Origin of the sequence: Neorhodopirellula pilleata (assembly GCF_007859915.1) — a bacterium.
In the GTDB taxonomy this organism is placed as follows: domain Bacteria; phylum Planctomycetota; class Planctomycetia; order Pirellulales; family Pirellulaceae; genus Rhodopirellula; species Rhodopirellula pilleata.
On the sequence record NZ_SJPM01000017.1, the window covers coordinates 12880 to 29635 of the forward strand.

10 protein-coding genes are annotated in these 16756 nt (G+C 56.8%); 8 read left to right on the plus strand and 2 right to left on the minus strand.

Annotated features, from left to right (window positions below):
* Positions 1–3 precede the first annotated feature (3 nt).
* The 5 genes from Pla100_RS26005 to Pla100_RS26025 all read left to right on the plus strand — a co-directional run bounded on the left by Pla100_RS26005 (position 4) and on the right by Pla100_RS26025 (position 9954).
* Positions 4–1764, plus strand: a complete 1761-nt coding sequence (locus tag Pla100_RS26005; RefSeq protein WP_146581555.1) for a caspase family protein — start codon at positions 4–6, stop codon at positions 1762–1764.
* Between the two features lie 4 nt (positions 1765–1768).
* Positions 1769–6463, plus strand: coding sequence for a WD40 repeat domain-containing protein (locus Pla100_RS26010; RefSeq protein WP_146581557.1), 4695 nt, complete (start codon positions 1769–1771; stop codon positions 6461–6463).
* A gap of 162 nt (positions 6464–6625) precedes the next feature.
* Entirely contained in the window at positions 6626–7093 is a 468-nt protein-coding gene (locus tag Pla100_RS26015) for a hypothetical protein (RefSeq protein WP_146581559.1), read from the plus strand.
* A gap of 117 nt (positions 7094–7210) precedes the next feature.
* Positions 7211–8401 carry a M20/M25/M40 family metallo-hydrolase gene (locus Pla100_RS26020; RefSeq protein WP_146581561.1) on the plus strand — a complete coding sequence of 397 codons (1191 nt, stop codon included), beginning with the start codon at positions 7211–7213 and terminating at the stop codon, positions 8399–8401.
* A gap of 152 nt (positions 8402–8553) precedes the next feature.
* Positions 8554–9954: a PP2C family protein-serine/threonine phosphatase gene (locus Pla100_RS26025; protein WP_315853496.1), complete on the plus strand. Its 1401-nt coding sequence runs from the start codon at positions 8554–8556 to the stop codon at positions 9952–9954.
* Between the two features lie 95 nt (positions 9955–10049).
* Here the strand turns inward: Pla100_RS26025 and gatC are convergent, their stop codons facing one another.
* Complete coding sequence (gene gatC / locus Pla100_RS26030) at positions 10050–10340, minus strand: Asp-tRNA(Asn)/Glu-tRNA(Gln) amidotransferase subunit GatC (RefSeq protein ID WP_146581563.1); 291 nt, start codon at positions 10338–10340, stop codon at positions 10050–10052.
* The gene (rpmB, locus tag Pla100_RS26035) at positions 10340–10609 is read right to left on the minus strand and encodes a 50S ribosomal protein L28 (RefSeq protein WP_146581564.1); all 270 of its coding nucleotides are present in this window, start codon (positions 10607–10609) and stop codon (positions 10340–10342) included. Before rpmB ends, gatC begins: the two co-directional genes overlap by 1 nt.
* Before the next feature lie 589 nt (positions 10610–11198).
* Here rpmB and Pla100_RS26040 point away from each other — a divergent pair.
* The 3 genes from Pla100_RS26040 (at position 11199) to Pla100_RS26050 (ending at position 16673) form a co-directional block, all read left to right on the plus strand.
* Positions 11199–12611, plus strand: a complete 1413-nt coding sequence (locus Pla100_RS26040; RefSeq protein WP_146581566.1) for an outer membrane beta-barrel protein — start codon at positions 11199–11201, stop codon at positions 12609–12611.
* Between the two features lie 566 nt (positions 12612–13177).
* Positions 13178–14572, plus strand: a complete 1395-nt coding sequence (locus Pla100_RS26045; protein WP_146581568.1) for a porin — start codon at positions 13178–13180, stop codon at positions 14570–14572.
* 193 nt (positions 14573–14765) lie between these two features.
* Positions 14766–16673: a membrane or secreted protein gene (locus Pla100_RS26050; protein ID WP_146581570.1), complete on the plus strand. Its 1908-nt coding sequence runs from the start codon at positions 14766–14768 to the stop codon at positions 16671–16673.
* Positions 16674–16756: the final 83 nt, after the last annotated feature.

Consider the following 16756-nt stretch of genomic DNA (forward strand, 5'->3'; position numbering starts at 1 on the left):
ACCATGCGAATCGACTACCGAATCACTCAACGATTTCGATCAGGCATCTTTTCCTGCTTCGTCGCGTGCGTCGTTGTCGCTCTGACGTCTCCAATCGTGTCGGCGGGACACTATGCCTTGTTGATCGGGGTGTCTCAGTACGACAAAGGCTCCGGTCTTCAAGACTTGGAATACACCAATGCGGACATACTTGAATTCGACAAGGTATTAACCGGGCTTGGTTACAAAACTCGTCGGATCCTTAACGACCCATCCCCGGATGCGGATTTTTATGAGATTCCGACTCACGACTATATCGAACGCGGGATCACTCGTTTTCTAGCCGACCGGTTCGAGAGCGATTCGGTGATTTTGGTGTTCGCCGGACATGGCGTTCACATTGACGGAAAGTCGTTCATTTGTCCCCGCGACACGGTTTTGCGGGAACGTCGAAACTTGATTTCGGTCGACTGGATTCACGAGCGGCTCGTCGAGTGCAAGGCCACCCAAATCACGTTCTTTTGTGATGCCTGCCAAGAAGAACTTTTCAACAACGACATCACCTTGGGGGCTCAGTCCGTCCGAGCGGGTGTCGGGGAGACGACCCAGCGTGACCTCGACGCGATCATGGCAAAGTACCTCAGCGAGAGCAAAAACGGGATCAACCAACGCAAACTGACCGTGGTACAAAGTTGCTCACCGAAGCAGTTCGCCCGAGCAGATCGTGAGTTGGGTCACAGCGTTTTCTTCCACTACTTAATCGAAGGCTTTCAAGGTTCGGCTGATCAAGACGGCAACGGCCATCTCGAACACGAAGAGTTGATTAAGTATGTGGCGATCAATGTCCGCGACTTCGTTTCCGAAAAGTATCACGATTCGCAAATCGTTTATGGAGCCATCACGGGCAACAGCGACATTCCGTTGATGGTCTTTGACGCACGACCGACCTGGATGCCCGCCGATTGTGTGCGGTCGCCCGAGGCGAGGTTGGTGGAATTGCCGGGGTTCGAACCGATTCGTTTGTACTCGCACCTGACATTGCTGCCTCAACGAAAGATCGGTGATCGGAAACAGCCTTGGCTCAACGCAGACGGTACCGAGATGTCGATCGAGTTGGTCCTCGTGCCGCAGCTGCAATCCGGCGATCCGCCGTCGTTCTATATCATGCGAGACAAAGTCACCGCCGGACAATTCCGAGCCTTTGAGGCGAACACCTCGCGCCCACTCGATGCCGACGCGCAGTCGCTGCGTCAACAACGTTATCTTGAGGCCAGCTTTCTTAACGGCTTGCCGGCTTTCTTAGTCACCGGACTCGAAGCGATCGATTTTGCCGATGAAGTCGCCGGGGGTAAGTTGCCGACGCCCCAGCAATGGGATGCCGCCTTTGGTCGGTCGTACAAGCAGGCGTTGGCGGCGAAGGCCAAGTACGCGACTTGGCCCGCTCGCGACGCATCCCATCCCGAATGGGCGGTTGATCGCGGCGATGCACTCCCGGTAAACCGGCCCGAGAATCCCGATCAGAGTCCTTGGGGTGTTCGCGATATGGGCGGAAATGGGATGGAACTGACTCGCTTTGACGGAGATTGGTTAATGATGATCCCGCATCAGCATGAGCCGTCCTCGATGGTGCTTCGCGGTCGATCGTATCGTGAGAAGTCACCGTTAACGATTGCTAACTGGATTCAATCCGGCGTGCCCGATGACATTCTTTTTGGTACGCAGGGCGTTCGTTCCCCCGCCGCCGATATTGGTTTCCGAATCGTGATCGAACAGCCTCAACCGTAATCTCATGCGATCGATTTCATTCTTACTGTTGATTTGGTTTGGCGTGACGGGAAATCTCGTCGCGGCGGAACCGGTGAATGAAAACACACCGCTACCGATCTTGCGATTGCGTCCCGAGGGCACCCGTGCCGCGATCTCGAGTTTGGAATTCTCGGCAGACGGACGACAATTGTTTGCTGCCGGAGATGCGAAACAGGTCGACGTCTGGACGCAGCACGACGGACGTTTCCGGCGAGACCACCGTGCCTCGCTCCGGTCGCCGATCGGGCCAGGCCCGACGGGCGTCCTACGAGCGATGGCTGTTTCTCGCAACAATCGTTTTGTCGCTGTCGGTGGAATCGGAGTGTTCGACGATTTAGCTGGCTTCCGGAACAATGGCATTTTGATCCCTCGAAGCGGATTCGACGCCAAGACGCTTGCTCAATTGGGATCGTTGAATTGGTTTGATCGCGAGCGAGAATTGACTCGAACCATTCCTTCGCATCTCGGTTACGTCTTGGCGATCGACTTGATCGAACCGCTTAGCGGCCAATCGACGAACCAAGATGGTCCTCTGATCGCCGTCGTTGGTAACGAGGAAACTCCGGCGCAGTGCGATGTAATCGTTGACAACCTCGATCGCGGTGGCTCGACGCTGAGTCGCTCGTTACGAATCATTCGGCCGGGGACCGGTGAAACGATTGCCAAATGGAATCTTCCCGATTCCGGCTTGCAACCGGAAATTTCCGCCTGGATGCAAACGCCGGAACGATTGGAAACAATCCGAGTTGTTGTGACGTCTGGTAACGGGACCGATGGCGGACTCGAGGTTTTCACGTATGGCCAGCCCGATCCGGTGCGGATCGATGATCCGTTTGCGATCGCAGTGGCGGGGCCGCTTGTCGATCAAACCTGGTACGCGACAACGCGGGGTGGGCTCCGCCGGTTGAATGTATCGGACGCACGAGCACAGACGCTGATTAATTTGAACGCTCAGCTGTCCCCAAGCGAGTTCATCTTTGAGCTTGCCGCGCCGCCAAGACGATCCGACGACGCATCCGCTTCATCGGGTGTGCTGGCCTTGACGACGCGTAATCTGAATGACCCCAGGGCAGGGCACCGATTGCGTTTACTTGATCTCGCTACGGGCACGTTGATCGGACCGCCGATCGAATTGGGCTCGCGTCAAAACCCGGTCGTCGCCGTTGATCCGACCGGCCAATGGATTGCCGCAACTGCAGACGTTACGGCGGGCTTGCAAATCTTCCGAATCGACGAACTTCGTCGCGGCAATCCGGTTCCCCATCAATCCATCGAAGGCGATTTCGTTCCGATCCGTCGGGCGGCGCTGGCTCGCAATGCCAACGGCAAGACCGGCTTGAGGCTGCAACGGGAAAACGACGGCAACATCGAACGCTGGGATTTGATCGGCGGCGAGTTGCAACGTGTCGAAGTGACCGATTGGACTTCGTTCGGCACGCCGATGGCATTTCGCCAAGTCGGCGAGAACGCGGTGCTCGATCCGAATTGGGATCAAGGGAACCGGAACTCACCATGGCGAATCCCCGAACTGAAGACCGCCTCGGAGCCGTTGGGCGTCGCAATGCGATTGCCGTTCTTGCAGGATCGATTCATCGCAGCGATCGCCTACGTCGCATCGACCGGAGAGGCGACCCCGCGATTGATCTTGGTCGATTTATCGACCGGCGAAACGCTGCGCGAGCTCAACGGACATGACCAGTTCATCGGTTCGATCGAATTCTCACGCAGCGGTCGACGCTTAACCACCGTCTCGGGCGACGGAATGGTCTGTGTTTGGGCACTCGATGATCTCGTTGATTTGGTGGGACGTCGAGGTTCACTGCTCGAAACTCAGTTCTGCCACGACGGCGAGCATTTGGTCGTGACCAAGACCGATCCTTCGGGGCGAGCCAACATACCTGCACAGACAGCCCTTCGAGTCGGCGATTCGATTATCAAGATTGTTTCCCCATCGCAAACCGACGGGGCAGGGCAGGGCGGTCCGTTTCAATCCGTCTATCGTTTTCTTGAGCGACTGAGTACCTACCCGGTTGGTTCCGATGCTTCCTTGGAAGTCCTTCGCGAGGGAAAGCCCATCGAGGCAAGCGTTCGGTTGGGTCAAGCGACCGATGAACGCAAACCACTCGTCTCGGTCGTGTTAGCCCAACCTTCCGGAAGCGATGTTCCCGCTTGGCTAGCCTGGACGCCTCATGGTCCGTTCGATGCGAGTAATGAGTCGATCGAGCAAAGGGCGGGATGGCATTTCAATTCAAGCCGCACCGAAATCCCAAGTCGTTTCGCACCGTTGGCTGAATACCGAGACAAGTTTTTCGGGGCCGGCTTGCTCGATTCGTTATTGACCCGTGGCCGCATTCCGGACGTTTGGCCGCCTGCCTTGGAACCGGAAGCGTTCGGTGTCCTACGTGACGGGCAGGGCAGGGACGTCTACGCCGACGGACGTCACTTCCTACTCGAAGGCGGCACATTGACTTCGGTGCAGTTTTTGATTGATCACCTTCCCGCCTCCTCGGTCGATTCGGTGACCGTGCAGGTTGACGACGCAGCGGTTGCCCCGTTACAGCGTTCGCCGGAAGATCCAAACATTTGGCAACGTTCGATCAACACCCAGCTATCCGCGAACCAACCACACCGAATCACACTCACGATCGCGGGTGATCGAATCGCCAGTGGCACTTGGTCGGATCAATGGCAGATTCAAGTTGCCGATGAATCGAGTCGCACCGAACCGCTACCAGAGGTTCGAATCACCTCGCATGGTTCGCGTTCCAATATCCTCGTTCCGTCGGCCACCGAACAGGCGAACGGTGACAACGGCTATGCCGTTTCATTGAAGGCAACCGTAGCGAGCGAATCCATGGATCCGACTTGGCAATTCCAAATGGAAGTCGACGGGCAACCGGTCGCCGCCGATGCGAGCGAAGTTCAAGGAAATCAGTTCAGTGGCCAAGTGTCCCTGCCGTTGGGCCGTCATCTCGTTGCGGTCGTGATGAGCGACGGCGAACGTCGCTCCCGCAGCGAAACCATTCTGATCGAACTGTCCGATCCCCCTACGATCGAGTCGATCGTCGCCGAGTTATCTCCATCGGGACTCGGCACCGCAACCGTATCGGTTCGATCGCGTCGACCGATTACCGCCGACCAAGTTGAGGTGTTTGTCGAGAGCATGCGGTTTGATGGATTGACCGTTGACATTCAAAACGATGCCAAGGAGGCAACGTCGTACCACGTTCAAATCGACGATATCCCATTATCTGAAGGAACCAATCAGATCGAGTGTCGGATTCCTGACGTCAGCGGCCACTCGCGTCCGACGGCCGGCACCACACTGGTTTTTCACCCCAATTTGGCTCAACCGGAACTGCTCGTTTCGCTTGCCGATTCGATAGCTGTTGAATCTGCCTCGATCCCCGTTGAGATCCAAAACATCGGATCGATGCCGATATCATTACGGGTCAGTGTCGGTGACCGTGACGTGCCGCTGGGCGATAACAGTCGGCTTGGCGTATCATCAGCGTCGACGACGGTTTCCATTCCGCTGAGGTATGGCAACAACCGGATCAAGATCGTTGCGACCGGCGATCAAGGCCAACGCGTCGTTCGTGTTCATGACGTGGTTCGGATCCAACCGCCCATGAACATGGTGATCGAACAAGTCGTCACCGCCGACGATCAAACGCTCGCCGTGACCCAAAACGAGGATGGATGGGTATGCGAGCAATCGGTCGATCATCACGAAGTCAGAGTTCGCGGGGCGATTCAGCTACCGACGGGCGGTCGAGGCGATTCGTTCGTCTCGGTTCAGGGATGGGTGAACGGATTCCTTCAAAATAGCGTTGCAGCTCGCGTTAACGGAGACGACCGGTTGGTGTTCGAAATTCCTTTACGAATGACGGCGACCGATTCGACGATTCAGTTTCGATTCCCTGAATTACCTGAAGCGGAGTCCAAGTCGCACCAACTATCGGTGACGTGCGCACGACCCGACACGGATCAAACACTGCATGTGATCGTGGTCAGCACGGAGGTCGCCGACACCGATCGCAAGCGTTTGGAAGAACGGGTGAGACAAACGTTCTCGCAAGACGCGGCGAATCAATTTGCTTTTAGCGAGGTTCGTTGCGGGGAGCCTCACTACTTCGCCGCCACCGGACAAGTCCGCAGCGGCTCGATTCGTAGTTTAATGCGTCGGTGTTATCTGCAGACTAATTCACGGTCGCCGACCAATCACGTCGTCATGCTGTATTTCCAAGGCCGCGAAATCCGCGATTCCAGCGGAACGTTCGGCTTGGTCACCGACGACGTACTCGATCGATTACTAGAGGACCGCGCCACGATCACGAGCGATTATTTGGCCGACGAGTTCCGCCGAATCCGTGGGGCTCACTTGGTGCTGCTCGACGTCCAGCCGCACCCGCTCAGCGTGAGGGCGGCCAATGCCAGCGATCCGAATCATCCCGAACTCGGGGTGCTGCGGTTGATTCAACCGGAACAAACGGCGGATGCCGGCCCCACGGTATTGCTCGAACAAATCAAGAAGCATTTACCGCACGTCCAGCGCCTCGTCGAATTGGCCGACGCGATGCGGCAACCGACGCCCGACAATCGTGTCGCGTTCGACTACTCCGTACCGGAGAATTTGGGCCAAGTCCGGCTGAACTTGACCCAACCCTTGGAATGACCGTGAAGGACCGAACCCGAGTTGAGAGGTTTTTATGAAAAAAACGAGTTGGCATGTCCGCTGACTCACCCCCGTTTGCATCTATGAAGTGTACCGCGGCTGACAACGCCGCAAACTGACAAAAGATTTCACGCTTTCACACCTTTCCTGGAGAATTCCACCATGTCCCGTTTCGCCAAACAAGTTTGCCAAGTTTGCTTGATCGCCGCATCGATCTTCGCATTCAGCGGCTCATCCAACGCCGACGCCGCCGGCTACCGCCAAACCTACTCGTCTTGGAGCTATCACCCGACGCGAAGCTATTACTACAGCACTTACCGGTACCAGCCCGTCGTCACGTCGACCGTCTACCACCATCACTACTGCGTCCACTATCCCTCGCGTCCTCGGTACGTCTACTACTACAACCCCGTTCGTCAGGTTTACTGGGGCCGCTACGATCTCCAAGAAGCCGGTTACTCGATGCTGAAGCCCGAAGATCAAAAGGGTGATTTGGAAGCCATCAGCGAATCGGCCTTCCCAAAACCATCCGCAATGCCCGAGATTCCTGAATCGACCGACGGCGTCGCGATGGCCAAACCGGAATTGAAGGACCTGCCCAAGGTCGAAGCTACCATCGACGCCCCGTAGTCGGCCTCTTCACTACGATCGCTTCCTTTCAAAGGGTAGCTGAAGTCATCGCGACTTTCAGCTACCCTTTTTTCGTTATACTCTCGTGGTATCACGTATCAGCAAGAAACCAACATCATGATTGACTCAGCAACTGCCCTTGAACGTTTCATCGCACTGACCTCCATTCCCGGTCGCAGCGGAGAGGAGGCGGACGTCGCTCGACAGATTACCGATTGGTTGGTTCAAGCCGGTGTCCCCGCCGAGGACATCTTGCACGATAGTGCTCATCAACACAGTCGGATTGGCGGCAACTGCGGTAACTTAATTGTCACCTTGCGTGGGGACGACTCTTTGCCACGCCGGATGTTGTCGGCGCATATGGATACGGTTCCGGTTTGCTTAGGTGCCCAGCCGATTGTGCGGGAGGATCCGGCTCTCGGGAAAATTGTGACGTCCTCAGCGGACACCGGTCTCGGGGCCGACGATAGGGCAGGGTGCGCGGCCATCGTCACCGCGATCCAAGCCCGACTCGAATATGCCCGCCAGAACCCAGATGCTCGATTGCCGCCCGCCGTCGCGACGTTCCTGATTCAGGAAGAAATCGGATTGGTCGGCGCACGATATCTGGACCGCGAGTTGGTCGGGAAGGTTGATCTGGCCTTCAACTTTGATGGTGGAACAATGGACAAGATCCGGCACGGCGCCACGGGCGGAGAACGAATGCAGATTGTCATTCGCGGTCACGCGTCCCACGCCGGCGTCGCCCCCGAGAAGGGCGTCAATGCGATCGTGATCGCGGCTAAGGCGATCACGGAATTGCAAGACCGCGGATTGATGGGGTTGATCGAGATTGACGGCAAACGGGGAACGTCGAACGTTGGCGTGATTGCCGGCGGGGAAGCGACCAACGTGGTCACCCCAGAGGTCACCTTGAAGGTGGAAGCACGCAGCCACGACGGTGCATTTCGTGGTTGGATCGTCGATCAAATCCGCGCGGCGTTTGAAAAGGCAGCTACGGAAGTGCGAGACGTTTCGGGCCGATGTGGAACGATTCAGTGGGCCAGCCAAGTGGATTACGAAGCGTTCGTTTTGCCCGAAGACCACCCGTCGGTCCTCCAGGCGACCGGTTTGCTCCAAAAATTGGGGTATGATGCGAAATGTGAGGTTGCCAACGGCGGCTTGGATGCCAATTGGTTGTACCAGCATGGGATCGCGGCAGTCACTCTCGGGTGCGGGCAATCGGCGATTCACACAGTGGACGAACACCTGTTGGTGGACCACTATCTAGCGGCCTGCCGATTTGCCGCTGAAGTTTTGATCGCGTAATCGGGGCCGGAGCCGAGACTCGTAGAGTCGGGGCTGGTTCACTACTAGGTTGTCTTTCGGAGTCGTCCTATACTTTGGGCTTGGCTTCCGCGCATTTGCCGGGCCGATCGTTCCTCGCCCCCACCCTACACGCCGTTGCGGAGCTTTTTCATTTGTCTGAATCTTGGCAGTCCGGAGTGAAGGTCGCCGAGCTGACGCACGTCGGCATGCGACGCGCCAATAACCAAGATTCATTCGCGGTGATGGTCGCCGAGTCGTCCGAGCGGTTCGAGCGTCGCGGGCACCTGTTTGTTGTTGCCGACGGCATGGGAGCGCACGCGGCTGGCGAACTTGCGTCAAAGATTGCCAGCGAGCAGATCGCAATGCGGTACATCAGTTCTCAAAAAACGGACACCGGCGAAGCGATCAGCCAGGCGGTTCACCAGGCCAACACCGCGATTTTCGAGCGTGGGCAGAGCAATCCTGATTTTCACAATATGGGGACCACCGCCAGCTCGCTGGTACTTCGCGGTGGCCAAGCGTATGTCGCTCACGTGGGCGATTCACGCGTTTATCGACTCCGTGACGGAACGCTCGAACAGCTCACGTTCGATCATTCGCTCGTGTGGGAGATGGAAGCCAGCGGCCAGGTCGACAGCAACAGCCCCTTGGGCCGCGCCATCCCGAAAAATGTGATCACCCGCTCGCTCGGCCCCGGCGAGCACGTCCTGGTCGACCTGGAAGGACCCTTCGAAGTTCGGATGGGAGACCGGTTCTTGCTCTGTAGCGACGGCTTGACCGGACAGGTCGAGGACAACGATTTGGGCGTCTTGATGGACTGCTTGCCGATTAACAAGATCGCTCCGGTCCTGATCGATTTGGCGAACCTTCGTGGTGGTCCCGATAACATTACGGTAATCGTCGTCGACGTGACCGGCGATCATGTCGCGTCCAAACAGGCCGATCGATCCGGGGCAGGGCAGGGCGGTAGTGGAAAACCTTGGAAAGGGGTTAATTCTTCTCGAGCTTTAGTGGCGACGACGGCGGTCTGTTGGGCCGGTGCGATCGGTTTCGGGGTCGCCGTTGCAATGGGACACGAAAAAATGGTCGGTTCAGCCATTGTCGCGTTTACCTTGGGGGCGATCGCCATCGCGGTCTGGTTCAGCGGCATTTTGGCGACCGACGGCAATCGGCCTCCGTTGAAAACACGTCGCCGACGGTCCGGTCCCACCGCGAGCCAAGCGGCGGGATTGGCGACGTACGACTCCGGATTGGAGAAGTCCGAAGTGGCACGCGGCAGTGGGCCCTACCGTCGTTATCCGGTCGAACATCACCCGTCGTTGTGCGAGAATCTTCGTAGCGTCCTAGCCGAACTCAGGCAAACGTCCGAGACGAACCACTGGATGCTGGACTGGAGTGAAGTCAACGCGATCGAACAGCAAGCGACCGAAGCCAAATCCGAAGGCCAATGGAAAACCGCCGTGGTGCGTTATTGCGATGCGGCGCTCGAAGCGATGGTACTGCTCAGGAAGCACCACGACGATTCTGCGGGTGACACGGCTGTCGATCTCTAACAATCGGATGGTCGGAAAGGACCGTAGCGAAAGTCGTCAAGACTTTCGGCGATCAACAATCCAGACCGAAACTCTTGGTGAGTTTCATTGCCCAACTATTTTTTCCCAAGGACTGGGGGCACAAGAAAGAATCCTTCGGCCGACTCGGGGGCGGTTCGCGTAGCGATCTCGGGCGCCAAGCTAGGTGCAGGAAGGTCGTCACGGAACCGGTTTTCGACATCCAGCGCACTAGTCATCGGCTCGACACCCTCGGTATCAAGCTCTGCGAGTTTTTCGACGAAGGTCAAGATTCCGCCGATCTGCGGTCCAAAGCTGGATCGCTCCGCATCGGTCAGTTGCAACTTGGCCAACCGAGCGAGCTTTTCGATATCGACCGACGCGGTCATTACTTCTTGGCACCGCTAACGTCGAACGGCTTCGTTCGGACGGTTTTACGAACGATACCGCTACGGATGCACTGAACGCACACTCGCATGGTCTTGTTTTGACCGCTTGGCAGCGTCACGTGGACGCGTTGCAGGTTGGGGACGAATTTGCGGCGGGTGCAACCGGTGATTTTCGTACCGACACCGCCAAGGTACTTGGCCTTACCGCGTGTCTCGATCCGGTTGCCCGTTTGAACTTTCTTGCCGCACGCTTCACATTCTCGTGCCATCGAATTCTCCGCCGCCGTTAAAAAAGGGGGTTTGGTTAAGCGGAAACTCACCCAGAATGGGGAGTCCGCGATTGATTGTTGATTTGGGAAGCCCCGCAGGATAGCAAGTCGGCTGGATTTTTGAAAGCAGGAATCGTTGGGTCAGGGAGAAAGAGTCGACGGTCCCCCACAATCCGCCCGACATCACTCACTGGAGGGGTGAAATGTCCCTGAAACTACCCCCGATCGTCCCAAACCACCGAAGCGTCAAGCTTTGCCCATAGCAATCATCAAGCTCGACCGGCGCGTCAGGAACACGTCAGCTCAATTCAATCTCGTTTTCGGTGGTTCAAACAGGTCTGAGCGGTCAAATCCTCCGATGAAACTTGCGACAAGCCGGTGTGGAACCGGGAACAGCCTTAAAACTCTCACCCCAACCGTGTGGCGGCTGGTTCGGGAATGAGGACGGCAAGGCCGGAAGTTGTTTTTCGGTCAAGGGGGTTCGAAACGTAACGCACTCGCGTGAGTGGGTCGCTTCGATCCTCTGGCCACGCCAAATTTGGTGCCACAAAACTAACCCAATCGGATTTGGGATCCAACGGAGAAAGCAATGAAGCTTAGCAAACTAGCCCTGATCGCAGCGGTTGCGTGCGGTATCAACGCAAGCAACCTGATGACTGTTCAGGCAAACGATATTAACCTGGTTTCCTGCTGTGAAACCACTTGTGACTGCGGCGAGCCCGTGTGCGGTTGCGAGCCTGTATGTGCCGACCCATGTGAGCCCGAATGCGGATGCGAAAGCACCTGCTGCGAGCCCGCCTGTGACAACGGTTGCGAACCCAGCTGCTGTGATGGCGGTTGTGACGGAGCCGGTTGCTTCGGCGGAGCCGGCGGATTGTTCGCCGGACTCGGTGACTGCGGTGACTGCGGTGGCGATCCTTGCTCGCTGTTCGGTGACATCGGCCACGGAATCACCGTCGGCGGATGGGCTCAAATCGGATACCACTCGGCCGCAGTGCCGCTTTTCAACAACCGACCTGACGAAGTTCAACTTCAACAAGGCTGGCTGTACGCCGAAAAAGCCATCGATACCTCGAATGGTTTCGACATCGGTGGACGTCTCGATTACGTTTACGGTACGGATGCTCAAAACACTCAAGCATTCGGTATCGCCAACGATCACTGGGACAACGGTTGGGACAACGGCGGAGCCAACGGCTACGGTCACGCTCTACCACAAGCCTACGCCGAATTGGGCTACGGAGACCTGTCGGTCAAGCTCGGACACTTCTACACCATCATCGGTTGGGAAGTCGTCGGAGCTCCTGGCAACTTCTTCTACAGCCACGCTTACACGTTCAATAATAGTGAACCGTTCACCCACACCGGTGCGTTGGCAACCTACAGTGCCACCGATGATCTCACCGTTTGGGGTGGTTACAGCCTCGGCTGGGACAGCGGTTTCGAAGACAACGGCGACGCCTACCTCGGTGGTGCTTCGTTGGGCTTGACCGACAATATCACGGCCATCTACGCAAGCACCTTCGGACGTTTCAACGAACGACAAGGAACTGCTGAAGGTGCCGAGACCGGCTACATGCACTCACTGATCTTCGACGTGACATTGAGCGACAAGCTCCAGTACATCTTCCAGAACGACGTTCTGGAAACGGATCTTGCCAACGGCGATATCGGACGTAGCACCGTCGGAATTAACCAGTACCTCTTGTATTCGATTAACGACTGCTTGGCGATCGGCAGCCGATTCGAATGGTGGCACGTGGATTCCAACAGCGTCGGCTTGGGTGGCGTTACTGGCGCCCCCAGTGCAGACGACGTAGACGTCTATGCTCTGACCTTCGGGCTGAACTACAAGCCTCACTCGAACGTCGTCATGCGTCCCGAAATCCGCTGGGACTGGGTTGACACGAGTGCAGCTGCCCTGGCTGCAACGCCTATCTCGCTCGAAGATCGCGACGATAGCCAGTTCACCTTCGGTATGGACACGATTTTCTTGTTCTAATCGAACCAAGAACGTCTGAACCCTCGAACCGGGCGGTTGCGAAAGCATCCGCCCGGTTTTTTTGTGCGCCGATTCAGACGTGTCCGGCCAGTTGATTCCATCGAAACCCAAGGCGTGACGGTCTGTTGATTGAATCGTTTAACGGCAAGCCGCAGGCGACAGAGCTTGAAAACGCAGACGCCTGCGGCTTGCCGTTAAACGAAAACGCCCAAACGTGCACTCAATTAACAAGCAGGCGAGCGAGGGATCGGCTGCCATTCTTGGGCACCCATGGCTCGTCGCTCACACGCCGACTCACGACGGGAAACCCGTAATCGTCACAAACTACCGAATCGCAGCAGTATCGATCGAAACGATCGTGATTTTCCTAACGATCATCTTCACTTTACCGGTTATCCGGGCCGATACCTCTCTTGGAAATCAATCCTTGGATCGGATTCAGGTCGCTCAGTCATGGTGTTTCGGGGGTCAAGCGACCTTCCGGCCGCGCTGGCAAACAGACGCGGGACTGAGCGGGCGGGTCTGGATCAGATCAAAGGTCATCATCGGGGGAAGGAAATACAGTGATGAAGTCAAAACGCGTAGCGTTGTGGTTGGCCCTTGGAGGGTTCGCCGCAACCAGCTTGGGATGGATGGGCCCCCACACGGCGATTGCCTCGGCGGACGACTCTTTCGTCTCCGAAGCGATCTACCAGCCGGCGGTCGATGCCGGCCGGCAAATCCAGCAAATCGGATTCTTTCAGTCGCATTCGCAGTCTTCTTGTGATGACGCGATCTGTGGTTGTGACGGGCCGTGCGAGTGCGAAATGCAACCAGCCTGCGGGTGCGAAAGCCCGATGGAATGTGGTTGCGACGCCGGGTGTGACGCACCGGCCGGTTGCCTCGCCGGTGGTGCCTTGGGTTGCAACCTCGGAGAACCTTTCGAATTGTTCGGCTCGGCCGGCAGCATCGCAGCAGGTGGTTGGGTCCAACTTGGGTACCACAACAAAGCCCTGCCTCTGTTCAACAGCAAACCGGACAACTACCAGTTGCACCAGATGTGGCTCTATGCCGAAAAGTCCATCGATACTTCCGATGGATTCGACTTCGGCGGCCGGCTCGATTACGTCTATGGAACCGACGGTCCTGACACGCAAGCCTTCGGGATTGACAACGGGCACTGGGACTCCGGCTGGGGAACCGGCGGCCAATACGGACACGCATTGCCTCAAGTCTATGGCGAAGTCGGTTATGGAGATCTGTCCGTCAAGTTTGGTCACTTCTTCACGATCATCGGTTGGGAAGTCGTTGCCGCTCCGGACAATTTCTTCTACAGCCACGCTTACACCATGTACAACAGCGAACCCTTCACCCACACCGGTGCTTTGGCGACCTGGAACCTTGGTGATGACTTGACCGTCTACGGCGGCTACACCCTCGGTTGGGACAGCGGTTTCGAAGACAACGGCGACTCGTTCCTAGGCGGCGTGTCGATGGCGATCAGTGACAATGTCAAGATCACCTACGCCACCGTAGGTGGACGGTTTAACGAAAACCAAGGTGATCCTAATGGAGCCGAACGCGGCTACATGCATTCGATCGTTTCGGATGTCACGCTGACCGACAAGTTGCAATACATCGGTCAATCGGACCTTCTCAAGAGCGAGGATGCGACCGGGGCGACGGCTCGTGATTCGATCGGCTACAACAACTACCTGATCTACACGATGAGTGATTGCCTCGCCGTCGGTAGCCGTCTGGAGTGGTGGCAAAACGAAGTTGCCGGCCAGGACGTTGATTTGTTGACGCTGACTCTCGGCGTCAACTACAAACCTCACGCGAACGTCTTGGTCCGTCCGGAAATCCGCTGGGATTGGCTCGACGGGGATACCAACGCGTTGAACCTCGCCGGGGTGGAGTATCTCGAAGGCAACGACGACGAACAAACCACGTTCGGAATCGACACGATCTTCACGTTCTAATGCCCGCGGCGAACCGCCGCGACGCCGGGGAAAATGACACCCCCCAAGACAATCTTTTCGAAAATCGCGAAATGGCAGAGTTGTGGTTCCTCACGACTCTGCCATTTCGCCATCAATTCGGGCTTGATAGGATGAAAGTTCGTTTCGGCCGATCCCCGGCACTTGATGAACTTTGTCCCGAGTGGAATTCGACGTGATTGACTACCTTCGTTTGAGCATCCAGGTTCTTTTCTTGGCTTGCCTGAGTGCGACCGCTACGAACGCCGCCACCGCAATCCATTACCTGCCCGCCGACGCGGCCGGAGTGGTTCGCGTCCCGGACGTGCCGACGCTTCGACAGGCGTGGCAAAAAACAACGCTGTATTCGGTCCGCGAGAACGAAGCGATGCAGCCGCTACTCGATGCAAGCTTCGGCCCACAGGGAGTCCTTTGGTCGCAAGTCGGAGATCGTGTCGGCATCCGCGGCAAAGATCTGATCGAGATCGGAACGGGCGAATTGGTTGTCGCATGGCTGCCGTTCGAGAATGACCGTCGACAACCATCAGCGGTTTGCTTGATCGCCGAAACCAAAGGCAAAGAAGCCGCCGCCGCTGCGGTGCTCGACCGAATCGATCGCGACCTCAAAGAAAACGGATCGACCCGTCGCGACGTGATCCAAGACGGTCAAGAGATTCGCATTTATCAACCCAAGACCCGTCCGGGACAACTCAAGATCGAACAGGTCGTCATCGCCAGCGATGGTGATCGAATCGTCGCGGCCGATCGTGACTCGGTCGTGATCGAGATTCTTAAAGCGATCACGAACGACGGAAGGACCGCTGCACTCGCCGACGACGAACTTTATCAAACCGTCCGAACCAAAGTCGAACAACGAACCGCGATCGAGCAACCCGGTAGCGAGGTCGAGTGGTTCGTTCGGCCGCTCGCGATGGGCCGAATCATTCGCGATGTCGCGAAGGTGGATCGGGGCAACAAAGTTAAAATCCTGAACCTCCTCGAGAACCAAGGCTTCGACGCGATTCAAGCCATGGGCGGAACGGTCGTCGTTTCTCAAGGCGAGTTCGACTTATTGCATCGCGGTTACATTCACGCCCCACCCGTTACCGCCGAGCCGGATCGATATCGCCTCGCCGCTCGCATGCTGCAGTTCCCCAACGGCGACTTGTATCAAATGCCCGGTTGGATTCCCAAAACCGTCGCCTCGGTCACTCAAGTCAACTGGAAGATCGAAGACGCGTTTTGGGCCGTCGAAACATTGGTCGACGAAGCATTCAATGATCGGATCTTTCGACCGACGATCGGCGGAATCCTCGAGGACGAAGAAGGCCCTCAGATTGATCTCGAAAACAGCGTCCTGCCCAACCTCGGCAACCATCTGTTGCTGCTGACCGATAACACCGAACCGATTACGGTCGATTCAGAACGATTGCTCGTTGCGATTGAAGTTCGAGACGAAGACGCCATCCGCAACGCCGTGCGAAAGGCGATGGAAGTCGAACCCGACGTCTCGCGAGTCGAATCGGTCGAAGGCGTCGACATCTGGAAAGTTCAGCGAGGCGGGGAAAGCGAAGACGTTAACGAGGAGTTCTTCAACGATTTCGGCATTACCGAACCGGACACCGAAGATCAGCAACCGCTCTTGGATACTTGGGCGATCGCGATGGTCGGCAAAGCCAAAGGTTCGACGAAACCCTATTTGATTTTCGCCAGCCATGTGGACTTCCTGGTCGAAGTCGCCGAACGAATCCAGTCCGGTGCAGGTGATGGTTTAAGCGAACTTCCCGAGATTCAGTCGCTGATCGAAACAACAAAAAAAATGGGTGCCGACCAAATCGCAATTCATCGCGTCGTGCGTTTGCGTGAGTCGTTGCGGACCAAGTACGAACTGCAACGTCGGGGCGAATTGAAGGAAAGCGACTCCGTCCTAGCGACCATCATCCGCCGGATCGCCAACGCCAAAGACGAGCCCGAGATCGAACGCCCCAACGCCGCGAAGTGGCCCGCTTATGATCAAGTCCAAGAGTTCTTTCGTAACGCTTCGAGCTTCGTCGAAACCACCCCTGAAGGTTGGAACCTGAACGCCTTCTTGTTGCATGAGTGAGCGTTCGTCAAGCCAATGTCCGAAGAGCGTTCGTCAGTCCACTAATGCTTTGTTCCAACCTGAACTTAACGTTGGAACAAACG